We start from the raw sequence: 26,405 nt of genomic DNA, 5'->3' as shown, positions 1-26,405 counted from the left end.
AGAGACGTATTCTATCCTATCTCGCCCCAAATAGCTCAACCAACTTATCTCCAAAGAAATAAAATACTAATCCAAAGCCAACAATAATTAATCCAATAAATTTTGTGATATTTACTTCTCGAATCGGCATACCGATAAGACCAAAATGATCGATAGTGGCAGCCGTAATTAATTGCCCGATGATGATAAAAAATAACATCGCAGTAATCCCTAATTTAGGTGCAAGCAAAACGGTTGTGAACACGACAACAGCGCCAAGCACCCCACCAATTAATTTCCACCAAGGTTGTGATGGAATCGTGGATAAATTGCCCCATAAATCAGTTTTAGCCAAGGCGATAAAAAAGAGAAAAATCGTGCCTACCGCAAAAGAAATAAAGGTAGCAATCACCGCTTCACCACTCATGGCTTTCGCTAATTGCGTATTAATGGCTGATTGCGTCGCGAGTGCGACACCTGCTGCTAAAGCGATAATGAGATAAACAAAAAACATTAAAACTCCAAAGATAAAATTTAGCTTATTTTAACTGTTTCTTATTTGGAGCGAAATGCTTTCTATTCAGCAAAAATTATTTCAAAATCAACCGCACTTTGCGCTTAATTTATAAATACCTCAAAAATTCATTATGACAACAATGGAAATTATTTTAGTCACACTCATTGCCGCCATTTGCGGTATGGGGAGTGTATTGGACGAACGTCAAACTCATCGTCTCCAGTGGCCGCGGCAGGTCAAGTATTAACTATCTTCGTGCGTACTTTAATCATCTTCCTTCAACACAAAGCCGATGATTTTGCCGCAAAAGCGAACTTCCGTGGCATTGAATTCTGTCACTTCAGCGGTCTTGCATTACAAGCGTTACGTGTGGCGATTCCAACCTTCTTCGTTGCGTTAGTAGCAGGTACAGATACGGCAGCATAGCGACGCCAAAATAATCATAACTTTTGGCTATATGAAATAAGCTTTTCTTCTTTTTATTATTTAAGTTAGAAAGGTATTATCAAACGGAAATTTATGATTTATCCCGTAGGAGTAGTTTATGTCTCAATTTAAAATTCACACCATTGAATCAGCCCCTGAAGCAGCACAAGAAACTTTAAAAGCCGTACAAAATGCTAATGGTTTTATTCCAAATTTAATTGGTGTTCTCGCGAATGCCCCTACTGCACTTGAAACTTATCGCACTGTCGGTGGTATTAATGGTCGTAACAGCTTAACCGCAACAGAACGCGAAGTGGTGCAAATTACTGCTGCGGTAGTCAATGGTTGTGGCTTCTGTGTAGCAGGCCACACGAAGATCGCTTTAAAAGTATTAAAACTTGAAGAAGAGCTTGTAAACCAAATTCGTGCGACAGCTCGTATTGAAAGTGATAAAAAACTGGATACTTTAGCACGTTTCACCCTTGCCGTTATTTTGCAAAAAGCAAAATTAACTGAAGCGCAGCTTAAAGCATTCTTTGATGCAGGTTATACTCAAGAAAATGCTATTGATGTGATTTTAGGTGTCAGCCTCGCCACATTATGCAACTATGTGAACAACATCGCTGAAACACCAATCAACCCTGAATTACAGGCATTTGCATAATCAAGACAATAATAAAAGTGTGGCTCAAAATGATCTGCACTTTTTTTATGCTGAAATAAAAAGGTTGATATGAATCAGCCTTAAAGATCTTATTGGTTAAAGGTATTACACATAGAAGGGTTAGCGCTTTGCAAGCCTTTTCTGAACCATTCTAGACGTTGTGCCGATGTACCATGAGTGAAACTATCCGGTACCACATAACCTTGGTTGCGTTTTTGTAAACGGTCATCGCCCACAGCTTCTGCTGCATTAAATGCTTTCTCTTCATCGCCGCGTTCAAATAAACCACTTTTCACCGCTTGGCTCGCCCAAACACCGGCGAAACAGTCAGCTTGAAGTTCTAATTGAACAGAAAGTCGATTTGCAGTTTTGCGATCGCTGCTTTGTTGTGCGCGATTCACTTGCGGCAGGATACCAAGCATATTTTGCACATGGTGACCGACTTCGTGCGCAATTACATAAGCAAAGGCTGAATCACCTGCTGCACCCAGTTTATTTTTCATTTCATTATAGAATGATAAATCAAGGTAAACTTTGCGATCGCTTGGACAGTAGAATGGGCCCATTGCAGATTGACCCGTACCACAAGCGGTTGGGGTTACGCCATTGTAAAGCACCATGGTTGGCTCGCTATAGGTTTTACCCATTTGTCTAAAATATTGTCCCCAAACGGTTTCAGTATCCGCTAATACAACTTTAGAAAGACTCGCAAGCTGCTGTTCTTCTTGGGTTTCTAATCGTTGAGAGCTTTGTCCTGAAAAATCCGGTGTGCCCACTAAGCCTGAAAGATCCACGCCATAATAAGCACCAACTAATAAGATAATAATACCGAAAACACCAGTGCCTCTTCCTCCACCGAAGTTACCGCCGCCAGAGCCACGTCTATCTTCAATATTTGAGCTTTCTTTACGACCTTGCCAACGCATAATTTGTCCTTGCTGAGTGAGTAAATTGAAAATCGGCGTATTCTATCAAAGTGCGGTCAATTTTAGATCAGTTTTCTTGGAATATTTACATAGCTTTACACTCTGGTTTATAGACTTCTTAAGGGAATTTCAGTATCGTAATAATCCCTTAAACAAACATACAAAAGGAACGTTAAAATGGGTTTATTTGATTTTGTCAGTGACATCGGTAAGAAAATTTTTTCTAAAGAAGAAGAGGCGTCTAAAGCTGTGACTCAACACATTGCAGAAGACAATCCAGGCGTAGAAAACTTATCTGTTACCGTTGAAAATGGTGTAGCCAATATCCAAGGTGTGGCATCAACTGCAGCAGCATTAGAAAAAGCAGTATTAATGGCGGGTAACATTCAAGGTATCCACTCAGTAACAAGCGATGCAAGCATCAATAACGGTGAAACCTTAAGCAGTGATGAAACATTCTATGTAATCCAAAAAGGTGACACTTTGTGGAAAATCGCTGAGAAAGCTTACGGAAATGGCGCGAAATATACCGCTATCGTTGAAGCGAACAAAGAAGTGATTAAAGATGCGGATAAGATTTTCCCAGGTCAAAAAATTCGTTTACCGAAAGGTTTATAATTCGATAAAAAGTGCGGTTATTTTTGACCGCACTTTTTTCTTTATTCAAAATTGTTGATAAATTGTGCAATTTTAGCCGGTTTTCTATTGATTTTTCCGGTTTCTATCGACTGTTTGATTTTCTTTCGCTATAATTTGGCGGTTTTTTATTTTTACAAACAATAACGTGTTCGGTGTGGTTTTTACCGAGTGCAACATTAATTGAGGTTACAAATGTCATTAAATATTGAAATAACTCAAGGTTTAGAGCGTCGTGTGACGATCACCGTTCCAGCTGAAGCTGTAGAAAAAGCAACTCGTGAAGAATTTAAACGTGCAGCAAAAAATGTACGTGTTGATGGTTTCCGTAAAGGTCATGTGCCAGCTCACATCATTGAACAACGTTTTGGCGCATCAATCCGCCAAGATGTATTAAACGATTTATTACCACGTCATTTTTTTGATGCAGTAATCGCTGAGAAAATCAACATTGCAGGTCGTCCAACTTTCGCTATCGAAACGTTCGAACCTGGTAAAGATTTATCATTCACTGCAACTTTCGAAGTGTACCCAGAAGTTGAATTAAAAGGCTTAGAAAACATCAAAGTTGAGAAACCAACTGTTGAAATCACTGAAGCTGATATCGATAAAATGATCGATGTATTACGTAAACAACAAGCGACTTGGGCTGAAAGCAAAGCTGCAGCGAAAGCAGATTCACGCGTAACAATCGACTTCGTTGGTTCAGTAGATGGCGAAGAATTCGAAGGCGGTAAAGCAACTGATTTCGTTCTATTCATGGGCCAAGGTCGTATGATCCCTGGTTTTGAAGAGGGCATCGTAGACCACAAAGCAGGGGAACAATTCGATATCAATGTGACTTTCCCAGCAGAATATCATTCTGAAAACTTAAAAGGTAAAGATGCAAAATTTGCGATCACCTTGAAAAAAGTAGAAGAAATGGAATTACCTGAATTAACAGATGAGTTCGTTGCCAAATTTGGTCCAAACACCAAAACTGTGGCAGATTTACGTGCAGAAATCCGTAAAAACATGGAACGTGAATTGAAAAACGCGTTAGTTTCTCGTGTTAAACAACAAGTCATCAACGGTTTAATCGAACAAAACCCAATTGATGTTCCAGCTTCTGCAGTAGAAGAAGAAATCAACGTATTACGTAACCAAGCCGCACAACGCTTCGGTGGCAATGCACAACAAGCTGCACAATTACCACGCGAATTATTTGAAGCTGATGCAAAACGTCGTGTTCAAGTCGGTTTATTATTCTCTGAAGTGATCAAATCAAACGAATTGAAAGCGGATGAAGAACGTGCGAAAGCAATGATCGCGGATATCGCTTCTGCTTACGAACAACCCGCTGAAGTAGTTGAATATTACAGCAAAAATGAAGAGTTAATGAACAACATTCGCAATGTAGTATTAGAAGAACAAGCAGTTGATGCCGTTCTTGCTAAAGCTCAAGTGACTGAAAAAGCGTCTTCATTTGATGAGATCATGAATCCACAAGCATAATAATTGATAGCACGTGAATTAAATTCACAGGTATATCATCGAAAAGTGCGGTCGTTTTTTTCAATGAAAAGCGACCGCATTTTTGTTTTTACTGATTTTCGGGTAGAATATTGCCCGATTTTTTAGCACATATTTAGGGGCAAAAATGAGTGTAATTCCTATGGTTGTCGAACAAACCTCTCGTGGTGAACGTTCGTATGACATTTATTCCCGCCTATTAAAAGAGCGCGTGATCTTTTTGAGTGGTGAAGTAGAAGATCGTATGGCAAATTTGATCGTGGCACAGCTACTTTTCTTAGAATCAGAAGATCCGAAAAAAGATATCAATATTTATATTAACTCACCAGGCGGTTCAGTGACTGCGGGTATGGCAATTTACGATACCATGCAATTTATTAAACCAGATGTGCGTACTCTTTGCATTGGCCAAGCTTGCTCAATGGGCGCATTTTTACTTGCAGGAGGCGCAGCAGGAAAACGAGCTGCATTACCGAATGCACGAGTGATGATTCACCAACCGTTAGGTGGTTTCCGTGGACAAGCATCAGATATTCAGATTCACGCACAAGAGATTCTTAAAATTAAGCATACTTTAAACGAGCGCCTTGCTTTCCATACTGGTCAAAACATCGAGCGTATCGAAAAAGACACTGATCGTGACAACTTTATGTCGGCGGAAGAAGCAAAAGCTTACGGCTTAGTGGACGATGTGTTGATGAAACGTTAAGGATTTAACATGACAACAAATGATAACGATCTTCACTGTTCTTTCTGCGGAAGAGAAAAAAGTGAAGTAGGTAAATTAATTGCAGGTACAGAGGGTTATATTTGTAACGAGTGTATCGAGCTTTGCCACAGTATGTTGGAAGACAGTGGAGAAATCAAAACACCTAGCGAACTAGCAGTTGAAGAAAAATTACCGACACCGCACGAAATTCGTGCTCACTTAGACGATTATGTGATTGGACAAGATTATGCGAAAAAAGTCTTGTCAGTGGCGGTTTACAATCACTATAAACGCTTACGTACGAACCACCAAAGCAATGATGTGGAATTAGGTAAAAGTAACATCTTGTTAATCGGTCCAACAGGTAGTGGTAAAACCTTATTAGCTCAAACTTTGGCGCGCCGTTTAAATGTACCTTTTGCTATGGCTGATGCGACGACGTTAACTGAAGCTGGTTATGTGGGCGAAGACGTGGAAAACGTGCTGCAAAAATTATTGCAAAACTGCGATTACGATACGGAAAAAGCAGAGCAGGGCATTATCTATATTGATGAAATTGATAAAATCAGCCGTAAATCAGAAGGTGCGTCTATTACTCGTGATGTATCTGGCGAAGGTGTGCAACAAGCCTTGTTAAAATTAATTGAAGGCACTATCGCATCTGTACCGCCACAAGGTGGACGTAAACACCCTCAACAAGAAATGTTGAAAGTGGATACCTCAAAAATCCTCTTTATTTGTGGTGGGGCATTTGCCGGCTTAGATAAAATTATCGGTAAGCGTACACAAACTGACACCGGGATTGGTTTTGATGCGAAAGTAGAGAAAGAAGAAGAGAAAGAAAATCTTTCTGAATTATTCCGCCAAGTTGAGCCGGATGATTTAATGAAATTCGGTTTGATTCCAGAATTTATTGGTCGTCTTCCAATGATTGCGCCATTAAGCGAATTAGATGAAGAGGCGTTAATTCAGATCCTGACTCAACCAAAAAATGCACTGACCAAACAATATCAAGCATTATTTGGCTTAGAAGATGTGGAGCTTGAATTCACCCCAGAAGCATTAAAAGCGATGGCGAAAAAAGCCCTTGAACGTAAAACCGGTGCACGTGGTTTACGCTCAATCGTTGAGGCTGTGTTGTTAGATACGATGTATGATTTACCTTCAATCGAAAACTTGCAAAAAGTGATTGTGGATGAAGAAACTATCGTTGATAACAAACCACCGAAGCTCGAATATAAAAACTAATAGAAAGTGCGGTTGTTTTTTCTAACATTTTTCATAGGCAATCCCGAAAGAAAATGCTACAATCGCACGTTCTAAAATTAATCTAAAAATTATTTATCCCTTATTTTATACGGATTCACTTATGGCAACTGAAATTGTTGAGAAAAAGAAACACGACCAAGAACAAGTCGTAGAAGGAAAATCAAAAGGCTTAAATACGTTTCTTTGGATTCTTTCTGTGGCATTTTTTACTGCTGCAGCGATTGGTAACGTTTATTTTAAAGACGCCTTCTCTTTACCTGTACGTGTAGTTGGCGTAGTTGTCGCTTTATTAATTGCCTTTGGTTTAGCTGCAATTACTAATCAAGGTACAAAAGCTCGTACATTCTTTAGCGAAGCAAAAGTTGAAGGTCGTAAAGTGGTATGGCCCACTCGTGCAGAAACACGTCAAACAACTTTAATCGTTATTGGGGTAACCGTGCTTACCTCTTTATTCTTCTGGGCAATAGATTCAATTATCATTGCATTGATTAACTTCTTAACCGATTTGAGATTCTAAAATGAGCGAAACTGAAAACGTATCCAAAAAACGTTGGTATGTATTGCAAGCATTCTCAGGCTTTGAGAGTCGTGTTGCAATCACATTGCGTGAATATATCAAACAACAACAAATGGAAGATCAGTTTGGTGAAGTGTTAGTGCCGACTGAAGAAGTTGTTGAAAATGTTGCGGGTAAGCGCCGTAAAAGCGAACGTAAATTCTTCCCCGGCTATGTATTAGTTGAAATGGCAATGAATGATGACACATGGCACTTAGTGAAAAGCGTACCACGTGTAATGGGCTTTATCGGTGGTACACCAGATAAGCCTGCGCCAATTTCTAAACGTGAAGCAGATTTAATTTTAAATCGTTTAGAGCAAAGTGCTGAAAAACCACGTCATCGTAAAGAATATCAACCAGGTGAAGAAGTGCGTGTGACAGAAGGTCCATTTGCTGACTTTAATGGTACGGTTGAAGAAGTGGATTACGAAAAAGGTCGCTTAAAAGTGTCTGTATCTATCTTCGGTCGTGCAACACCCGTTGAGCTTGAATTTGGTCAAGTAGAAAAAACACGTTAATTTCCCTTTACCAAAATAAGAAATTTAATGGCCGCACTTAAAAATAAAGTGCGGTTGTTTTTCGAGTAGTTTTTCTGCTTGAAATTTCGAGGCTGATTAATTAAAATACAGCCTTTCATTAACAGGGGAGCCGATTTCGGCGTTATCACCCATTTAGAGGAAACTAAAAAATGGCAAAAAAAGTCCAAGCATACGTTAAGTTGCAAGTTGCAGCGGGTATGGCAAACCCATCACCACCAGTTGGTCCTGCATTAGGTCAACAAGGTGTGAACATCATGGAATTCTGTAAAGCATTCAACGCTCGTACTGAGAGCTTAGAAAAAGGTTTACCGATTCCGGTTGTTATCACTGTATATGCAGACCGTTCATTCACTTTCATTACTAAAACTCCACCAGCAGCAGTATTATTGAAAAAAGCTGCAGGTATCAAATCTGGTTCTGGTAAACCGAACAAAGATAAAGTGGGTAAAGTAACTTTAGATCAAGTTCGTCAAATCGCTGAAACTAAAGCAGCAGATATGACTGGTGCGACTATCGAAACTAAAATGAAATCAATTGCTGGTACTGCTCGCTCAATGGGCTTAGTGGTGGAGGAATAATACGATGGCTAAATTGACTAAAAAAATGAAAGCAATCAAAGCTGGCGTAGATTCTACTAAAGCATACGAAATCAACGAAGCAATTGCGTTATTAAAACAATTCGCAACGGCTAAATTCGTTGAAAGTGTTGACGTTGCAGTAAACTTAGGTATCGATCCTCGTAAATCAGACCAAAACGTTCGTGGTGCAACTGTATTACCACACGGTACAGGTCGTGAAGTACGCGTAGCTGTGTTCACCCAAGGTGCTAACGCAGATGCAGCTAAAGAAGCTGGCGCTGATTTAGTCGGTATGGAAGATTTAGCAGAGCAAATCAAAAAAGGCGAAATGAACTTTGACGTTGTTATCGCTTCTCCTGATGCAATGCGTGTTGTTGGTCAATTAGGTCAAGTATTAGGCCCACGTGGTTTAATGCCAAACCCTAAAGTTGGTACCGTAACACCAAACGTTGCTGAAGCAGTTAAAAATGCTAAATCTGGTCAGATCCGTTATCGTAACGATAAAAACGGTATCATCCACACAACAATTGGTAAAGCAAACTTCTCTGAAGTTCAATTAAAAGAAAACCTTCAAGCATTATTGGCTGCTTTAAACAAAGCAAAACCAACTACTGCAAAAGGTATCTTTATCAAGAAAGTAAGCATCTCTACAACTATGGGTGCTGGTGTGGCTGTTGATCAAGCTTCACTATAATTAAGCGTTAAAACTTAATTCAAATTAACCGCACTTTGGGTAACTAAAGTGCGGTTATTTTTTACATGCTTTTCAATAAGTGAAATGTTGAGAATATAAAAAGAGCGCTCAAATTTCATTATATTTTGAATTTGACCGCTCTTTCTTATGAGAGATTACTTCGCTAAAGCGAAAATTGCTTCAATAGCTTCTTTGGTATAAATCTTATCCATTTTCGCCTTAATCGCAGTTTGAACCGCATTATCAACAATTTCAGCTAAGGTTTTATCATCAATGTTAAGTTGTTCAAGGCGGGTTGGTGTACCGATTTTATCAAACCAAGCTTTTAAGGCTTGAATACCCTCTTCAGCCTTATCTAAGCCAAATATTTCTTTAGCAAAGCGTTTGAATTGAGCAGGTCTTTGAGATTGATACCATTGCATCCACGCAGTCATAATTACAGAGAGCCCTGCGCCATGGGGTACATCTGAAATCGCACTCATGGAATGCTCAATCATATGATTTGGGAAACCGTAAGGTGAGATACCTAAATGCGTTAAACCGTTCAACGCCAGTGTAGCCGCCCAGGCAAATTCGCCACGCGCATTGAGATCTTGTGGATCATTGAGCAAGATTTCAGTCGTACGAATAACAGTTTTAATATTGCTTTCTACTAAGAAATCAATAATTTCAGGACGATATTCAGCTGTGAAATAGGCTTCAATAGAATGAGCAATAATATCTGCGGCAGAATACACTAAATAATCACGACTGACGGTCGCTTGCAATTTCGGGTTAATGACAGATACTTTTGGGAATAAATGATTGCTGTGAATTGAATATTTTTGCTGTGTTTCTTCATTGGTAATGACGGCTCCCCAGTTCATTTCACTGCCTGTTGCCGCAAGGGTGATTACATCGAAAATCATTAATGCTTTTTGCACCGGTGTGCCTTTAAAAAAGTCCCAAGTATCACCCTCATAGCACGCACCCGCTGCGATCGCTTTCGCACTATCAAGGCAAGAGCCACCACCGATACTCAACACGCTGTCAGCTCCAAAGTCTTTCGCCATTGCAACGGCTTCACGAACTTTACTGATTGTCGGGTTGCTTTTTACGCCACCACATTCAATGTATTCAATGCCATGTTCACGTAAGCTTTTCGCCACATCTTCAAATAAACCGGATTGTTTGACACGTTCACTACCATAGATAATTAAGGCCTTTTTTGCACCGTATTCATGCATATATTTACCCATCTCTTTTTCTTTATCGAGACCAAATTCAATGCGAGTAGGGTTTTGAAAACTAAATGGATACATATTTATCTCCTTATTATCTGTTAAGTGCGGTCAGTTTTTGCGTTGTTTTTATTCCACAAAGTAATGCGGAATGAAGTGACTATCATTGCCAGTAACTGGGGTAAAATCTTCTCTCAATCCAATGCCACAAGCCACATCACCCACTACCCAAGAACCAATCATAGGGTACATGCCATCAAAATTTGGCAGTTCAAATTTTTGTTGATAGATGTAACCAGCTTGATCGTAAAAGGCTGAATGTTCGCTACCTTTGGCGGCAAATTCCAGACCATTACGTTTTTCATAGTAAGAAACATTGGCGCCTTCACGACCTAACGTCGGTTTTTTCACCCATATTGATTGGCGATCGGTAATATCATGTTTACTAAAGTAAGCGGGTAGTAATAAAGGGTGGTTTGGATGTTTTTGCCACAATTTCTCTAATAGCACTTTATTACTTAATAGTAATTTCCACGCGGGTTCAATAAAAGTGGTGGATGAATTAAGCATGTGTGGTGCATATTCTGTCGTAGTCATCCATTCAAGCGGATAGAGTTTAAATAAACAATCAATAGGTTGATTATTCAGATCGAGGAATTGCTGACTGTCTTTATCGTAGCCAACATCTTCAATGGCAAGTTGATGAATATGCCAACCTGCGTTGTAAGCCACATCCGCCAAGTAATCGATATTGCCCCAATCTTCACGGCCCGCTTCTTGCATGGCACTAAAATGGAAATCGTTTAGCCCTGTTTGCTGTTGAATAAACTGAAAGCGATTGAGTAATTCTTCGTGAATCCAATTGAATTGGTCACGATGTGCTAAGCCTTCAATTTGCTCTAACCATTGCCATTGCACCACAGCAGCTTCAAGCAGGGAAGTAGGGGTGTCGGCATTGTATTCAAACATTTTGAGGTTTTCGCCGTCATAACCAAAATCAAAACGGCCATATAAGTGCGGTACGTTTTTAGCCCATGTTTGTTCAATCAGATTTTTCTGTAAATCGGTGAAGCGATAATGGGCATAATCACCTTGTTTAATTTCATCGGCAACAAAATCCATACACATTGCATGCAATTCGTTGGTAGCATCTTCAATGTGATCGATTTCAGCTAAGGTAAATTCATACGCTACATTATCCGACCAATAATGCGAGCCATCAGAGGAAGGCAGATTATAGTAATCAAAGCCCACATCTAATAATTGTTGCACCATATCGGGGCGAGTGGGAAAACCGGTGATTCGTTTCATATTTAACCGCCTGAGCTACGGCTGCTGCTTGAATTTGAGCTTTTAAAGCCACCGCGTGAAACTGGTTTGCTGTAAGTGCTGCCTGCATTACCTTTCACTAATACAGGTTTACCGACGGAACGATTAGTTTGCGGTTGAATAACTTGGCCCGTTGGCGTTGAAACGGCACGGTTACTTGGATTGTAGCTTGGACCTAAAAATGAGCCCATCGTACGCGCGATCATATAACCCATTGCGGCACCTGCAATCGCACTGCCCATACTACCGTGTCCTTCTCCTGTTGCAGAACTCGTGTGGCTTGTTCCCTCAGAACCGCTTGAGTTGCCAGAGTGAGTTGCGCCATCTGGATTTAAGGTTTGTTTGACGGTCTGATTGTCTTCTGACCATTCACTATTATTGCTTGGACGTGTATTTAAATTGCCCGAGAGAGAGGAGCCAGATCCAGCATGTGTAGTTGTGCTGCTGTTATTTTCATTAGATTGGTCAGCTTCGCATAATTCAATTTTTTGCCAATCAGCTAAACAATCCTCAAGGCTGTTATAAACATCACGTTGAACTTGCTCTTCTGAGCAGCCGCCCAATAAAGCCACAATAGAAAGGCTGACGAGAACTTGATTTTTCTTTTTTATCATAGGGTTAAAGTGTTAATAATTCAGTTAAATGATTGATTTCTAATGTAGGCAAAACACTTGCTTCAGTAAATGAATTGAGAGCTTTGCCTGATAAATTAATCCATACAGCTTGGCAGCCAGCTTGAATGGCGCCTTGAACATCCGTGGTTAAGTTATCACCAATATGTAAAATTTCACTCGGTTTTATGCCAAAATGATCGGCGGTTTGGTGGAACAAATCTTGATGAGGTTTCGCTCTGCCTTGCTCTCCTCCACGTAAACTCAGTTGAAAGTGTTCAAATCCAATACGTGTTGCAATCACATTGCCGTTAGTAATTACGCTTAGCAGATAGCGATCTTTCAGTTGATTCAGCACTTCAATGCTTTCTGCGGGTACGTCAATTTTATGCCGCCATTCAATAAATTCTTCCATAGCGATGGCCAAAGTGCGGTCAATTTCAACCGCACTTTTACTATGATGCGCCAGTAAGTGTCGTAACGTTTCGACCCGCCAGGCGATCACATCTTCAGCAATCAAGGGATCTTTCTCCGCCAGTTGCCATTTCCATTCTCGCCAATATTCTGAGGTAAGCTCACTCAGTTGTGCGTGTTCTTGTACACATTGAAGAAAGCGTTCTTCGGCCAAACGAATGACATCACTATTATCGTAAAGGGTGTCATCAAGATCAAAACTCATGACCTTGAAAGGCTGAAGACCTCGGTAAAATCGCATAGTTAATCCTATTTAATGGTATTGACACCAAGCCATGCTGTCGCACGTTCATTGGTGATTTCTTCGTGTGTCCACATGCTCATTAAGTCAGGCTGAGGATGTTTGTTAGTGTTATAGCCGATCAAATGAGCAAAATCAAATACGGCATGCGGATAGCCGTTAATGAGCAATAAGGCTAAATAACCACTTTCATCCCAGCAGATTTCTAATTTACGTGCTTCGTGGTGATTGCTTGTGTTATCGACGTTATAAACATGTAAGCAATCGACAACAGGCTGCGCATTTTGACGCATATCTAATGCATAAAAATAGCCCGTTTCACCGTCATCTTCAAACATTACCGCCAAATGGTCATGTACAGTTGAATGTGTGCCTACTTGCTTTGCTTGACCGAGAAAGAGTTGATCTTCGAGGGTTAAATGTAACATGGTATTTCCTAATCAAATTGTGTAGTCCAGTGACTACTATGGTGTGCTTGAAAGCAAAGTTCAACCTGTGCGGGCGTATTTTTTTCTTCATTCATTGGTGGCAGTTCATTCAACGTAAAATAGGCAGATTGAACGGTTTCACTATTTGGTTGAAATTCGCCACTTAATGGTTCGCACATGACAAAGGTTTTGAGTACAGGATGCGCAAAAGGCGGAAAATTGCGTTTATGTTGTTCGTGAATAGCAATAATGAAAGTCGGTTTAACATTAAGCCCCGCTTCTTCGCGTACTTCTTTAATCGTATTACTATGAATGGTTTCTAGCACATCTATCCAGCCGCCAGGCAGTGACCAAAGTCCATCATTTTCTTGTACTAATAAAATTTTATCATCTTTGAAAATAGCTGCGCGCGAATCGATTTTAGGGGTTTGATAACCAGACCCATTGCAGAAAAACGATTTGACAGTTTCTTTGGGTATGGCTGTTTTATAAGCGAGCATTTCAGCAGACAAATCCCGCAAGCGTTCATAGCGTTCAATATCATAGATATTTTTGCAATAAGTTAGCCCGTTTTGTGCAATGCTTTGAATTTCGATAGCCCAAGATAACCAAGGTTCAGTAAGCAATGAATTAGATTGAGTATTCATAAAAACTCCCTAAAAAAACACCGCACTTTTATACAAAGTGCGGTGAGATTTTACAGTAAATTCAGCGTGAATTACGCTTGACCTTTAACCGCTTTTAAGCCTGGGAATGCTGCTGGAGTACCTGCGCGTTCTAATGCTTCTTCAATACGGATTAATTGGTTGTATTTCGCAATACGGTCAGAACGGCTCATAGAACCAGTTTTGATTTGACCTGCTGCTGTACCAACCGCTAAATCAGCGATAGTCGCATCTTCGGTTTCACCTGAACGGTGAGAGATAACCGCAGTGTAACCTGCATCTTTAGCCATTTTAATTGCCGCTAAAGTTTCAGTTAAAGAACCGATTTGGTTGAATTTGATTAAGATAGAGTTTGCGATACCTTTTTCGATACCTTCTTTTAAGATTTTGGTGTTAGTGACGAATAAGTCGTCGCCCACTAATTGAACGCGATCGCCTAACACTTTAGTTTGGTATGCAAAACCTTCCCAGTCAGATTCATCTTGACCATCTTCGATAGACACGATTGGGTATTGTTTGGTTAATTCTTCAAGATAGTGTGTGAACTCCTGAGAAGTGAATGAACGGCCTTCGCCTTTCATTTCGTATTTGCCAGTTTCTTTGTTGTAGAACTCAGAAGATGCACAGTCCATTGCTAAAGTGACGTCTTTACCTAATACATAACCTGCTTTTTCTACAGCTTCTTTGATACATGCTAAAGCGTCTGCGTTAGATGCTAAGTTAGGTGCAAAACCACCTTCATCACCTACAGCAGTGCTCATGCCCTTAGATTTTAATACTTTCGCAAGGTTGTGGAATACTTCTGCACCGATACGAAGTGCTTCACGTAACGTTTTCGCGCCAACTGGTTGAATCATGAATTCTTGGATATCAACGTTGTTATCTGCGTGCTCACCACCGTTGATGATGTTCATCATTGGTAATGGCATAGAGTAAACGCCTGGCGTGCCGTTAAGTTCTGCGATGTAAGCGTAAAGAGGTAAACCTTTAGACGCTGCAGCGGCTTTTGCGTTTGCTAAAGATACCGCTAAGATTGCGTTTGCACCGAAGTTAGATTTGTTTTCAGTACCGTCTAAATCGATCATGATTTGGTCGATTTCAGCTTGGTTAGACGCTTCTTTACCCACTAATGCATCTGCGATAGGACCGTTTACTGCAGCAACCGCTTTTAATACACCTTTACCTAAGAAACGAGATTTGTCGCCGTCACGTAATTCTAATGCTTCACGAGAACCGGTAGATGCACCTGATGGAGCAGCTGCTAAACCAACGAAACCACCTTCAAGATGAACTTCAGCTTCTACAGTTGGGTTACCACGAGAGTCGATGATTTCACGACCAATGACTTTAACGATTTTTGCCATTTTGTTTTCCTCTGTTTAAAGTTAATTAAAATTAGTTAGGCGAACCTAAAGTGGCAATATAATAAAGCAAATTTAGAAATTTGTCTTGGAAAAATGATCGCACTTTGATCTGTATCTTATTTTTTAATTAAGTGCGGTAAGTTTTTATCTCTTTTTCGCCAATTATTTCTTTTATTTCAGTGGAATTGCCTTCAAAAGTTGGTTACAGTTGCACGAAATTTCGTATTATTTTACGAACAATTATTTATTCTTAATTGAGACTTTGTTGCATTGAAAAAGGAATCATTATGTCTCTTTCGACTTTTTTTCAGCAAACCAAAACACAAATAAAATCAGTGATATCTACCCATCCGATCGAAATATTCATGATTGCTGCGTTTGCTCTTGGAATTTGGTTTGTAGATATGAATTCAGAAAAAGATCATTTAGCTTATTGGCTATTTGAGCCGATGCTGCTTGCCTTTATTTATTTATCTCGCCCATATTCTTGGTATCGTTTTTCATGGATTGTGCCTCTCATTACTGTTTTCACCATTTGGCAAGTGAATGATAATGCTGATTTTTATTGCTATAGCCCTAAGTTTTGGGGCGCAAATTTTATTGCGTTACTGATGTTATTAGGGTTTCCATTTGAAAAAAATAATCAAGGGTTTACCTACCGTAATTTTATCAATCTATTCCATCTTGGCTTAGCAACGGCAGTATGGTTATTGGTATTTGGATTAATAGCGGCTATTTTATTTACGATTACAACACTCTTTAATATAGCGTTTTCTGATAGTTTCTATAGTCACGTTTATATGTCTTTAGGCATTTTTACTCAGCCACTGTTTTTCTTAGTATTCCAACAGCGCCAAGTTAAATCGGAAATGACGTTAAATCGCATTTTTGACATTTTAGTTAATTTCGTATTAGCACCAGCATTGATTATTTTCACTGTGTTGCTTTATGCTTATGTTGTTCAAATTATTTTTGAAGGCGTATTACCAAAAGGCATGCTGGCGAATATTTCCTTGCCTTACCTGCTTGGTGGTTTAGGCGTATATGCATTACGTTCTATTTGTGCTAAAGCCAGCTGGGAAACTTTCTTTAAGTTCTATCCATATCTTGCTATTGTGTCAATCGTGTTGCTATGGCTGGCGATTGATCGCCGTATTAGTGCCTATGCTTGGACGGAACAGCGTATTTATTTAGTGGCTTTGGCTACGGCGATTACGATTGCTTATGCGATCCTGATTGTGCCAAAAGCACGTCAATACCGGCTGATTTCTGGAGTTGTAATGGTGGCAATTTTTGCCATGACTTGGGTGGTGAGTCCGAAAGAAATTGCTTATCAAAGCCAAACGGAACGTTTTGAACAGTTATTAACAAAACTAAATTTATCTGATGGACAAGGAAAAATTCGTGATGATGTAGATTTTGTAGAGCGTTTAGAGAATATGCCGAAGAGCGAGCTTAAAGATTGGGAAGAATTAGATAGTGTATCAGACTATTTGCTTTACAGTATAGAGCTAGACTCTTCTGTGGAAGATGCTTATCAAGAAAGACGAGAGGTATTTAAGAAGCAATATGGTGAAAAATCGAAAGAACTTTTGGCATTCAATATTTATCGTGATGAGATCCGCATCAATGAGCGAATAATTAGCGACCGAAAAACAACAGTGGGATTTGAATGGAAATCAATTGATGTCACGCCGTATAAAAAATGGATTCATGTACCGATGCCTGGATTTGCTCGTACAGAGATTCAGACTTATATGAAATCTGATGAAAAAGCGGATAAGCACAAAGAGAAGCCAGAGGTTTGCTTTGTTGAAGATCATGACAGATATTGTACGAATATGGATGAACATATTCACAAAGTATTCAAAGAACATCAGCTAGACCCGATGAAAAAAATCTCTCAAGCTGAATTTAAATCGCTTAGCCAAGATTTATTAAAAATTGATAGACCAAGCTTTACGATTTATTTGAGTGAGCTTGATATGCAATTTAGTCAAGAAAAAGGCTATTACTACAAGGAATTAACCGTCGAAGCTATTTTCGATAAATAGACCATATATAAAAAGTGATCTGGACCCAAAGTAGGTGTCCCGATTTTGGGGTGCAGATCACTTGTTTATGGAATTATCAGTAAATTACTTTTCAGTTTTTAACTGATTTTCTCTGGCTGCTTTGACAAAGCCTTCAAATAATGGGTGACCATCACGTGGCGTTGAGGTAAATTCTGGGTGGAATTGACATGCCACAAACCATGGGTGGTTTGGTACTTCGATGATTTCCACTAATTTACGATCAGCCGATAAACCTGTCACTTTAAGACCCGCTTTTTCAATTTGTGGAAGCAGGTTATTGTTCACTTCATAACGGTGACGGTGACGTTCTTCAATCGTTTCTTTGCCATATAATGCACGCGCTTTTGAGCCTTCAATTAAATGGCATTGCTGTGCCCCTAAACGCATCGTGCCACCGAGATCTGAATTGTCGTCACGAGTTTCAATGTGGCCTTCCGCATCTTGCCATTCTGTAATCAAACCAACTACTGGTTGTTCGCAGTTACGATCAAATTCAGATGAGTTGGCTTTTTCAAGACCAGCAACGTTGCGCGCGTATTCGATTAACGCAATTTGCATCCCTAAACAAATACCGAGGTAAGGAATATTGTTTTCACGCGCATATTTTGCTGTCAAAATTTTACCTTCTACACCGCGATAGCCAAAGCCGCCAGGTACTAAAATACCATCTACGCCTTTTAATACGTCAGTGCCTTTGGTTTCAACATCTTGAGAATCAATGTATTTGATATGAACACTTAAACGGTTTTTCAAGCCTGCATGTTTTAAGGCTTCATTCACTGATTTATAAGCATCAGGTAATTCAATGTATTTACCAACCATACCGATGGTCACATCGCCCACAGGGTTGGCTTCTTGATAAAGCACTTGTTCCCATTCAGAAAGATCGGCTTCAGGACAGTCTAAGTGGAAACGTTGACAAATGAATTCATCTAAACCTTGTGATTTCAATAACGCCGGAATTTGGTAGATTGAATTCACATCTTTTAATGAGATGACCGCACGTTCTGGTACGTTACAGAATAAGGCGATTTTTGCACGCTCGTTTGGTGGAATCATGCGATCTGAACGGCAGATAAGCACATCCGGTTGAATACCAATTGAAAGTAATTCTTTTACAGAATGTTGTGTCGGTTTGGTTTTTACTTCGCCTGCAGTTGGGATATATGGCACTAATGTTAAGTGCATAAAGAGAGTATGCTCACGGCCCACTTGTACGGCAAGTTGACGAAGGGCTTCTAAGAATGGAAGTGATTCAATATCACCCACTGTTCCGCCCACTTCCACGATTACCACATCATGGCCTTGTGCACCGGCAATCACACGATCTTTGATTTCATTGGTGATGTGTGGAATAACTTGAATTGTCGCACCTAAATAATCACCACGACGCTCTTTGCGTAATACTTCAGAATAAATTTTACCTGTGGTGAAGTTGTTGCGTTTGGTCATTTTGGTACGAATAAAACGCTCGTAGTGACCTAAGTCTAAATCGGTTTCCGCCCCGTCTTGTGTCACGAACACTTCGCCGTGTTGGGTTGGGCTCATTGTACCCGGATCCACGTTGATGTAAGGGTCTAATTTCATAATAGTCACGTTTAAGCCACGTGCTTCTAAAATGGCTGCCAATGATGCTGCAGCAATACCTTTACCTAACGATGAAACCACACCGCCTGTGACGAAAATATAATTTGTAGCCATAGTGAGAGACCTAAAAATGTTGGGATAAAAATGATTATAGCCAATCATCTTTTATGCAAATTTCTGCAGGATGCTGAAAAGTGCGGTCAAAAATAAAAGAAAAAGATGACTAGCTATCAAGACGGGAGGATAGTCTACCTTATTTATTGAGTTAACTCAACGGAAGAATAATCGCTCTAGATTAATTTTTATCAATGAATTATTTAAACGCTAATCTATAGATTTCTAAAATATCCTCTGCTGTGCAATCACGCGGATTGCCTCCAGTACACACATCATTAAGTGCATCTTGAGAAAGAGAGAGAAGATCTTTTTCTTGAACGCCTATCGTGTGTAATTTTTCTGGAATTCCGACATCTTTAGAAAGTTGTCTTACAGCATTAATTGCCGCTTTGCGATATTCATCTTGGCTCATGTCATCTACGCCTTTTACACCCATTGCTCGGGCAATTTCACGGAATTTTTCACCCGTTTCAGGCGCATTGAATTCCATAACATAAGGCAATAAGACAGCATTGGCGATACCATGCGGAGTGTCATAATAGGCAGAAAGCGGGTGTGCCATGCTGTGTACGATACCTAAGCCTACGTTTGAAAAGCCCATCCCGGCAACATATTGACCAAGCGCCATGCCTTCGCGTCCTTCTTTGGTGTTTTCTACCGCACCACGTAAATGTTTAGCAATTAAACGAATCGCTTCCAAATGCAAAGCATCGGTAAGTGCCCAAGCGGCTTTGGTGGTGTAACCTTCAATAGCATGGGTTAGTGCATCCATGCCGGTGGCAGCGGTCAAACCTTTAGGCATGCTGGACATCATGTCAAGATCGACTACAGCGACTACTGGTATGTCGTGTACATCTACGCAAACAAATTTGCGTTTATTCGCTTCATCGGTAATCACATAGTTGATGGTGACTTCAGCGGCAGTGCCTGCTGTAGTCGGAACAGCAATAATGGGTACACATTTGTTCTTGGTAGGCGCAACACCTTCAAGAGACAGAACGTCTTCAAATTCAGGGTTATTGATAATAATGCCGATAGCTTTTGAAGTATCTGTAGGAGAACCTCCTCCGATAGCAATTAGATAATCTGCGCCACTTTGTTTGAATTTTGCCACACCTTTTTTGATGACATCGACGCTTGGGTTAGCTTTCACTTCGTCAAAAATCTCGTAAGCAAGCCCTGCGTTGTCCAAAAGTGCGGTGACTTTTTCCACCACTTTGAATTTAATCAAATCCTTGTCCGTCACCACTAAGGCTTTTTTAAAGCTACGGATTTTGACTTCATCCACAATATGTTGAATAGCGCCGGCACCGTGATAGCTGGTTTCGTTAAGAATCATTCGATTAGCCATAAAATATACTCCTTTACTTAAGATGATAAAAATGCGTAAAAAAACGACCGCACTTTTAAGCGAAGTACGGTCATGTTTTACATTATTTTAGAACTTTCCAACTTCTGAAGCCGTAAATCGCGATAACGACGAAGCAGATTAACGGTAGGATAAATGAGAAGTTGACAGCCGGTAATCCCATCACTTCGCCTTGGTCGATGATCATACCTTGCAACGGAGGCATTAACGCACCGCCTACAATTGCCATCACTAAACCGGCGGCACCTAAGGTAGATTCTTCTTTTAAGCCGTAGAGTGCAATGCCGTAAATGGTTGGGAACATGAGTGACATAAAGCCAGAAGTTAAAATTAAGCAGTACAAGCCCCACACACCGTCAATGAAAATCACACCGAGGATGCTGAAGAAACCGCCGATAGCGAACAACATGAGCATGAATTCGGCTTTAAGATATTTCATTAAGCTTGTGCTGATGAAACGGCTGGTAATAAAAATCCCCATAGCGATGATGTTGAAGTTTTGCCCTTCCGCTTTGGTGAAGCCTAAACGTTCGGCATATTGTACGATGAAAGTCCAGCACATAATTTGTACGCCAACGTAGAATACTTGAGCAATCACACCTTCGCGATATTTCGGCTTCTTAATTAAGCGAGCTACGGCCTCTTTAAAAGAAAGGCGGGTATCACTCTCCTCTACCTTCACTGAAGGCATTTTATATAAGGCGATGATGACTAACACTGCAACAACGACAAAACCAAGTGCAACGTAAGGGTCACGGATTTCGGCTAAGTCGTGGGTGCGAATGCCCATTTTTTCTGTTTCGGATAAAGTATGGTAAATCAAGTTTCCAGCAGCATCCCGTTTATCGGATTCCAAATTGGTTAAGACTAATTGAGATGCGACGAACATCCCGGTAATAGAACCAAGTGGATTAAAGGATTGGGCAAAGTTTAAGCGACGGGTAGCCGTTTGCGGATCACCCATGGCTAAAATGTAAGGATTTGCTGTTGTTTCAAGAAATGCCAAGCCAAAAGTCAAAATATAAAGAGAAATTAAGAAGAAATTGAACACTTCATATTTAGCAGCTGGCCAGAATAAGAATGCACCGACCGCATAGAGCGCTAAACCTAGAAGGATACCTGCTTTATAACTATAGCGACTGGCAAATAATGCAGCCGGAATTGCCATGGTTCCATAACCACCATAAAAAGCAAATTGTACTAAAGCTGCTTCAGATGCCGGAATTTCCATGACTGTTTGGAATACGGCAACCATAGGATTGGTAATATCATTCGCAAAGCCCCACAATGCAAATAAGCTTGTAATAAGAATGAAGGGCACAAGATATTTTTTTTCTAAAACTTTAGCGCTCATAATCTTTTCCTTGTTTAAATAAGTGATGAATCTATTTGCGGACTATTCTTCAATGCGCAGCCCATAAGTGTGGAATTTTCCTAAAACCACGTTCATTTGTTCTTTGCTTAATAATGGAATTTCTAAGCCCGTTGATAACAATTTCAAATACCAAGATGCTAATACTTCGACTTCTTGTGCTAACCATAAGGCTTTGTCTAGGTTTTCACCACAAGCGATCAAACCGTGATGAGAAAGTAAAATCGCTTTGCTTTCTTTAATGCCTTCGCCCACATAGGACGCTAATTCGTGAGTACCGAACGTTGCATAAGGCACACAAGGGATATGATCGGTGCCACCAACCGCGACCATGTAATGAATGGCCGGAATCGGTTTTTCCAAAATAGAAAGCCCTGCGCAGTTTATAGAATGGTTATGCACCACCGCATTGGCTTCAGGGCGTGCTTGATAGACAGCTAAATGGAATTGCCATTCACTAGACGGCAGTTTGTTTTCTTCGTGTTTACCTTTGCCGTCTACATACACAATGTTTTCCGGTTTCATTAAATGATATGGCATTCCTGTCGGGGTGATCAGCATGCCGTCTTTGTAACGTACACTGACATTTCCCGCTGTACCTTGGTTTAACCCTAGTCGAGTCATTTCAAGGCAAGTATCAATAATTTTTTGTGAAAGTTCTTGTCTGTTCATTTTTTAGTACCTCTAAGCTGTTATAGAATGGGGGTAACCCCTTTTTTGATGATAATGTTGCCGTATTTAGCTGTTTCGCCACTGATTACGACGGCATAAGCTTGTTTGGCACGTTCGTAAAAGGCAAAGCGTTCAATACGCTCTAAATTAGGTGTAAAACCAATCGCATTTTTAATCGCCGTTAGATAATTTTCTTCTACTTGTGGATCGAGAGTATCACCAGGCACCACTTGCATCATAATTAACGGCGCATCGACATAAGCATCAAACTCAAATAATGGTGCAATGCCTTTGAGTAATGTAGATACGGTGATGCCATCTGCACGAATTACGTTTGAATGTAATGAGTGTGCGGGAAAATGGGCATCGGACAGTACAATTTCATCGCCATGTCCCATTTCGGCAAGAATTTTGAGTAACTCAGGGGAGATTGCCGGGTGGATACCTTTTAACATATTGATTTCTCCTATTTATTCTTTTCAAGTTTTATTGCCTCTTAGAAAGAGGAGGGATTAATTCTTTCTAGCTGGATTAACACGCGTTCTATTTGGTTGCATTGCTTTCTGTGCTTGTTCTGGCGTTGCGTATATCCCAACGCCTGCGAAGGTAAACATTGCAGCGCCGAGCACAGTGCTTTCTGCGACATCCACGACATCAATCGGTAAACCTAAAACATCAGCACGGATTTGGTTCCAAAGTGGATTTTTCGAGCCGCCACCGACGCAAAGCAAGCTTTCCGCTTTGAAGTGGCTGACTTGTTGTAATACGTCCAAGCCCTGCTTGAGTTGGTTTGCCATGTAATAAAGTGCGGCACGGTAGATTTCACCACGAGTGGAGAACATGGAAAGTCCACTGATATTGCCTTGTCCGAGTTGGCTAAATACACCCTGAAAATTGACCGCACTTTGCGAGCCTTTTTCACCGGCAGCGATACCTTCGGCGATCATGGTCGGGTAATATTGGTCGGTGCCATATATATCGGCGAACAACAATTTACCGAGCCATTCCATAATGCCTGAGCCGACCCATTGTACGGCGGGGTTAAAACAATTCGGTTGTGCGTCAAATTCGGTGGTTAAGCCTTGCGGCACAAAATCGAATTGCGGTTTGGCGTGTTCTGTACGGGCCATTAAGATTTCCCACGTGCCTGAACTGAGTACTGGTTGATTCAATCCCGCACCGGAGCCAAATACGGCAAATTGGGTGTCGTGACCACAGGATATAACTGGAATACGATTTAAACCCCAATGGTCGGCAAGCGCACTAGTTAACTCCCCCACTTTTTCACCTGCGTTATGCAATGGTGGAAAGTGTTTTTGGCTTAAACCAAGCAGTTTTAAGATATCCTCGTCCCAATTGCCTGTTGCGAGATTGGTCATCATGGATGTGCCTGCCATAGTGCGATCGGTGGTAAATTTGCCAGTTAATCGCTGGGTTAGCATGGAGGAAATGAACACGAATTTATCCATTTTTTGGAAAATATCCGGTTTATTTTCTTTCAACCAAAGTAGTTTAAATAAAGTGTTGAAACTATATTGACCAATGCCGTTGCGTTGATAAAGGGCTTTTATGTCTAGCAACTGAGGGAGGTTTTCCATCACCGGCACTGTGCGCGGGCATTTCCACGAAATAATCGGGTAAAGTTGTTGTCCGTTTTTATCAAATGCTGCGCCATCCACACCAAAAGTCGTGACGGAAATGCCTACGATTTCTTTTAAATCAACCTGTTGTTGCTTTAATTGAGTGATCGTATTATCTGCACACATGGTGAGTTTTTGCCAAATTTCTTCAAAATCCCAAATATGATAATCGGGTGATTCGCTACCCTGTTGAGTATTATTAGCAAGGTGATGGGATGCCATGATTTTGCCTTTATCATTCATGGCAATGGTGCGTAAATTAGTCGCACCGCAATCAAAAATCAGTACGATAGACATAAAAGCTCTCCTAAGTGCGGTTTAAAATTCATTTGTTTTTCAACCGCACTTGTATTTGAATTTTTATGGGATGATGGCGCAAGTTAGGGAAGCTTGCGCCAGTCATAGGTTATTTATAAAGTGGTCCGAAGTTTTGGCAGGCGCGGTAGTCTTGACCTTCTTTGTCTTGACCAAAACCGTTCCAAGAGCTTGGGCGGAACACATTGGCATCTTCAACGTTGTGCATGCAAACAGGAATACGCAACATTGAAGCTAGCGTGATGAGATCAGCACCGATGTGTCCGTAAGTGGCTACACAGTGGTTAGCTCCCCAGTTCGCCATTACAGAATAAACATCAGTAAATGCTCCTTTACCAGTTAAACGAGGCGTAAACCAAGTCGTCGGCCAGGTTTCGTTTGTACGATGGTCAAGGGCATCATTGACTTCTTTCGGTAAATCAATAGACCAACCTTCGGCAATTTGTAGCACCGGACCTAAGCCTTTAATAAGGTTAATACGATGCATAGTAAACGGCATGCCGCCTTTGGTTAAGAATTGAGAGGATAAACCGCCCCCACGGAAGTATTCGTGTACCGCAGGACACCAATGGGTATGTTCCAAACAACGTTTGCCGTCTTCTTCCGTGACTTCCCATGCAGGTTTGATGATCGGATTGCCATTGGCGTCTTGATGTTGACCTGTACCGTCAAGGGCAGCAGATCCTGAGTTAATTAAATGCAAGAAGCCTTGTTCCGGACGGAAACCGGTAACGCGTTCTACGGAATCTGGGCTCCAGTAAGTCCGTACGTCGGCAAAGATTTGCGCCTGACCAGTGAGTTGATTACCAAGTAACATACAGACTGCGTTTAAACTATCGTTTTCTGTTGCAAGAATGTATGGAGGACGTACGCCATTCCAATCGTAGGTGGAGTTTAGGATGGCTTCCATAAAGTCGCCGTTCGGTAAATGATCGGTCCAATGGCGTTGACCTTGGAAACCGGCAGCAATGGCGTTATGACCAAGTGCTTCTTCACCAAAGTTTAATTTAGCTAATTTCGGATTACCCACCATTAAATCACGGGCAATGATGGTCATTTTCACCACATTTTCCCAAAGTTCAGCGCGTTCTTCCGGTGAGCGTTGATTTTCCGGGCTGTTTACGTCAATCCCGTCTTTGCAATATTGTTTCACCCAAGAAAGCGCTAAGTCCACTTCTTCCTGATCGTAAATTTTGCGATCCAAGCGGCGTTTGATTTCGGTCATGTCCACATATTCGTTACGCATGCCGAGGTATTCTTGGAAGAATTGTTGGTTGACGATAGAACCGGCGATACCCATGGAAACGGAACCGATAGATAAGTAGGATTTGCCGCGAATAGTTGCAACGGCAAGACCGGCACGTGCGAAGCGTAACAGTTTTTCTTTAACATCGGCAGGAATACTAGTGTCATCTGCTTCTTGTACTTCGGTGCCATAAATAGAGAAAGCCGGTAAACCTAGTTGAGAATGGCCAGCAAGGGCGGCAGCAAGATAAACAGCTCCTGGACGTTCGGTGCCGTTAAAACCCCAAATAGCTTTCGGCATGTGCGGATCCATGTCGATAGTTTCGGAACCGTAGCACCAACAAGGGGTAACCGTAATTGTTAAACCAACATTATTGAGTTTAAATTTTTCTGCGCAAGCGGCAGCTTCAGCAACACCACCGATACAGGTGTCAGCAATCACACATTCCACGAAGGAACCATCGGTGTGACGAATGTGAGTTTGCAATAACTCAGCAACGGATTTGGCCATTTGCATGGTTTGTTCTTCTAATGATTCTCGAACTCCCATACGACGCCCATCAATAGTTGGACGAATACCAATTTTTACACGATTTGATTGAGCGAAAGATGTCATTATAAAAATCCTCCTTACGTTTAACATTTATGATGAAAGGTGAATAAGCTGATATCAA

The 26,405-nt window shown here is 40.8% G+C and carries 25 protein-coding genes and 2 pseudogenes; 11 read left to right on the top strand and 16 right to left on the bottom strand.

All coding sequences use genetic code 11. The features are described from left to right. Window positions 1-16: 16 nt before the first annotated feature. Window positions 17-493: a DMT family transporter gene (locus tag ACXVWP_RS04450; RefSeq protein ID WP_289902178.1), complete on the bottom strand. Its 477-nt coding sequence runs from the start codon at window positions 491-493 to the stop codon at window positions 17-19. Between the two features lie 133 nt (window positions 494-626). Between ACXVWP_RS04450 and ACXVWP_RS04445 the strand changes: the two are divergent. Both ACXVWP_RS04445 and ACXVWP_RS04440 read left to right on the top strand, forming a co-directional pair. Continuing rightward, a pseudogene (locus ACXVWP_RS04445) lies at window positions 627-913 on the top strand (PTS sugar transporter subunit IIC); the annotation flags it as partial. A 127-nt stretch (window positions 914-1,040) separates the two neighbouring features. Then, window positions 1,041-1,586 (top strand): carboxymuconolactone decarboxylase family protein, encoded by a 546-nt coding sequence (locus tag ACXVWP_RS04440; protein ID WP_128786839.1) that lies wholly within the window; start codon window positions 1,041-1,043, stop codon window positions 1,584-1,586. Between the two features lie 89 nt (window positions 1,587-1,675). Here the strand turns inward: ACXVWP_RS04440 and ypfJ are convergent, their stop codons facing one another. Then, window positions 1,676-2,512 (bottom strand): KPN_02809 family neutral zinc metallopeptidase, encoded by an 837-nt coding sequence (gene ypfJ, locus ACXVWP_RS04435; protein WP_128786840.1) that lies wholly within the window; start codon window positions 2,510-2,512, stop codon window positions 1,676-1,678. 177 nt (window positions 2,513-2,689) lie between these two features. On the opposite strand from ypfJ, the gene lysM reads away from it, so the two are divergent. From lysM to rplA, 8 genes are all read left to right on the top strand, one after another. Next, complete coding sequence (gene lysM, locus ACXVWP_RS04430) at window positions 2,690-3,130, top strand: peptidoglycan-binding protein LysM (protein WP_128786841.1); 441 nt, start codon at window positions 2,690-2,692, stop codon at window positions 3,128-3,130. A 213-nt stretch (window positions 3,131-3,343) separates the two neighbouring features. Then, window positions 3,344-4,642 (top strand): trigger factor, encoded by a 1,299-nt coding sequence (tig, locus tag ACXVWP_RS04425; protein ID WP_289902179.1) that lies wholly within the window; start codon window positions 3,344-3,346, stop codon window positions 4,640-4,642. Between the two features lie 145 nt (window positions 4,643-4,787). After that, complete coding sequence (gene clpP / locus ACXVWP_RS04420) at window positions 4,788-5,369, top strand: ATP-dependent Clp endopeptidase proteolytic subunit ClpP (protein ID WP_289902180.1); 582 nt, start codon at window positions 4,788-4,790, stop codon at window positions 5,367-5,369. Between the two features lie 9 nt (window positions 5,370-5,378). Beyond that, complete coding sequence (clpX, locus tag ACXVWP_RS04415) at window positions 5,379-6,617, top strand: ATP-dependent protease ATP-binding subunit ClpX (protein WP_289902181.1); 1,239 nt, start codon at window positions 5,379-5,381, stop codon at window positions 6,615-6,617. 121 nt (window positions 6,618-6,738) lie between these two features. Continuing rightward, complete coding sequence (gene secE, locus ACXVWP_RS04410; RefSeq protein ID WP_289902182.1) at window positions 6,739-7,155, top strand: preprotein translocase subunit SecE; 417 nt, start codon at window positions 6,739-6,741, stop codon at window positions 7,153-7,155. Window position 7,156: 1 nt separating this feature from the next. Continuing rightward, complete coding sequence (gene nusG / locus ACXVWP_RS04405) at window positions 7,157-7,714, top strand: transcription termination/antitermination protein NusG (RefSeq protein ID WP_005695227.1); 558 nt, start codon at window positions 7,157-7,159, stop codon at window positions 7,712-7,714. Between the two features lie 170 nt (window positions 7,715-7,884). After that, a complete protein-coding gene (gene rplK / locus ACXVWP_RS04400; protein WP_014064251.1) occupies window positions 7,885-8,313 on the top strand; it encodes a 50S ribosomal protein L11 in 429 nt (142 codons plus the stop codon). A 4-nt stretch (window positions 8,314-8,317) separates the two neighbouring features. Beyond that, on the top strand, window positions 8,318-9,007 hold the full coding sequence (gene rplA, locus ACXVWP_RS04395) for a 50S ribosomal protein L1 (RefSeq protein WP_005695230.1): 690 nt from the start codon (window positions 8,318-8,320) through the stop codon (window positions 9,005-9,007). Between the two features lie 155 nt (window positions 9,008-9,162). Here rplA and ACXVWP_RS04390 read toward each other — a convergent pair whose 3' ends face one another. From ACXVWP_RS04390 to eno, 7 genes and pseudogenes are all read right to left on the bottom strand, one after another. After that, complete coding sequence (locus ACXVWP_RS04390) at window positions 9,163-10,308, bottom strand: iron-containing alcohol dehydrogenase (RefSeq protein ID WP_265469400.1); 1,146 nt, start codon at window positions 10,306-10,308, stop codon at window positions 9,163-9,165. A gap of 48 nt (window positions 10,309-10,356) precedes the next feature. Next, a complete protein-coding gene (locus tag ACXVWP_RS04385; RefSeq protein ID WP_289902183.1) occupies window positions 10,357-11,538 on the bottom strand; it encodes a glutathionylspermidine synthase family protein in 1,182 nt (393 codons plus the stop codon). A gap of 2 nt (window positions 11,539-11,540) precedes the next feature. Continuing rightward, window positions 11,541-11,801: pseudogene (locus ACXVWP_RS04380) on the bottom strand (hypothetical protein); the annotation flags it as partial. A gap of 373 nt (window positions 11,802-12,174) precedes the next feature. Then, window positions 12,175-12,882 carry an HAD-IA family hydrolase gene (locus ACXVWP_RS04375; protein WP_297568206.1) on the bottom strand — a complete coding sequence of 236 codons (708 nt, stop codon included), beginning with the start codon at window positions 12,880-12,882 and terminating at the stop codon, window positions 12,175-12,177. A gap of 8 nt (window positions 12,883-12,890) precedes the next feature. Further along, window positions 12,891-13,310, bottom strand: a complete 420-nt coding sequence (locus ACXVWP_RS04370; protein ID WP_297568204.1) for a DUF2251 domain-containing protein — start codon at window positions 13,308-13,310, stop codon at window positions 12,891-12,893. A gap of 8 nt (window positions 13,311-13,318) precedes the next feature. Continuing rightward, a complete protein-coding gene (locus ACXVWP_RS04365) occupies window positions 13,319-13,957 on the bottom strand; it encodes an NUDIX hydrolase N-terminal domain-containing protein (RefSeq protein ID WP_297568202.1) in 639 nt (212 codons plus the stop codon). 71 nt (window positions 13,958-14,028) lie between these two features. Next, window positions 14,029-15,339, bottom strand: coding sequence for a phosphopyruvate hydratase (gene eno / locus ACXVWP_RS04360; protein WP_297568200.1), 1,311 nt, complete (start codon window positions 15,337-15,339; stop codon window positions 14,029-14,031). A 287-nt stretch (window positions 15,340-15,626) separates the two neighbouring features. Here eno and ACXVWP_RS04355 point away from each other — a divergent pair, with 287 nt between their 5' ends. Next, window positions 15,627-17,393 (top strand): DUF4153 domain-containing protein, encoded by a 1,767-nt coding sequence (locus ACXVWP_RS04355; RefSeq protein WP_049357906.1) that lies wholly within the window; start codon window positions 15,627-15,629, stop codon window positions 17,391-17,393. An 84-nt stretch (window positions 17,394-17,477) separates the two neighbouring features. On the opposite strand, the gene pyrG is transcribed toward ACXVWP_RS04355, so the two are convergent. The 7 genes from pyrG to fucI all read right to left on the bottom strand — a co-directional run bounded on the left by pyrG (window position 17,478) and on the right by fucI (window position 26,347). After that, a complete protein-coding gene (gene pyrG / locus ACXVWP_RS04350; protein ID WP_065242715.1) occupies window positions 17,478-19,115 on the bottom strand; it encodes a glutamine hydrolyzing CTP synthase in 1,638 nt (545 codons plus the stop codon). Window positions 19,116-19,314: 199 nt separating this feature from the next. After that, a complete protein-coding gene (gene fucO, locus ACXVWP_RS04345) occupies window positions 19,315-20,469 on the bottom strand; it encodes a lactaldehyde reductase (RefSeq protein ID WP_289902186.1) in 1,155 nt (384 codons plus the stop codon). Window positions 20,470-20,551: 82 nt separating this feature from the next. Next, complete coding sequence (gene fucP, locus ACXVWP_RS04340) at window positions 20,552-21,841, bottom strand: L-fucose:H+ symporter permease (RefSeq protein ID WP_065242717.1); 1,290 nt, start codon at window positions 21,839-21,841, stop codon at window positions 20,552-20,554. Between the two features lie 42 nt (window positions 21,842-21,883). After that, window positions 21,884-22,531, bottom strand: coding sequence for an L-fuculose-phosphate aldolase (gene fucA / locus ACXVWP_RS04335; RefSeq protein WP_049357912.1), 648 nt, complete (start codon window positions 22,529-22,531; stop codon window positions 21,884-21,886). Between the two features lie 20 nt (window positions 22,532-22,551). Then, a complete protein-coding gene (gene fucU, locus ACXVWP_RS04330) occupies window positions 22,552-22,986 on the bottom strand; it encodes an L-fucose mutarotase (protein WP_065242718.1) in 435 nt (144 codons plus the stop codon). Between the two features lie 57 nt (window positions 22,987-23,043). After that, window positions 23,044-24,468, bottom strand: coding sequence for an L-fuculokinase (gene fucK, locus ACXVWP_RS04325; RefSeq protein ID WP_289902187.1), 1,425 nt, complete (start codon window positions 24,466-24,468; stop codon window positions 23,044-23,046). Window positions 24,469-24,577: 109 nt separating this feature from the next. Continuing rightward, window positions 24,578-26,347 carry an L-fucose isomerase gene (gene fucI / locus ACXVWP_RS04320; protein WP_369866737.1) on the bottom strand — a complete coding sequence of 590 codons (1,770 nt, stop codon included), beginning with the start codon at window positions 26,345-26,347 and terminating at the stop codon, window positions 24,578-24,580. Between the last annotated feature and the right edge of the window lie 58 nt (window positions 26,348-26,405).

Source organism: Haemophilus sp. SZY H56 (genome assembly GCF_054332415.1).
Note: the sequence above shows the minus strand (reverse complement) of the source record. Positions and strands in the feature narration are given on the sequence as shown.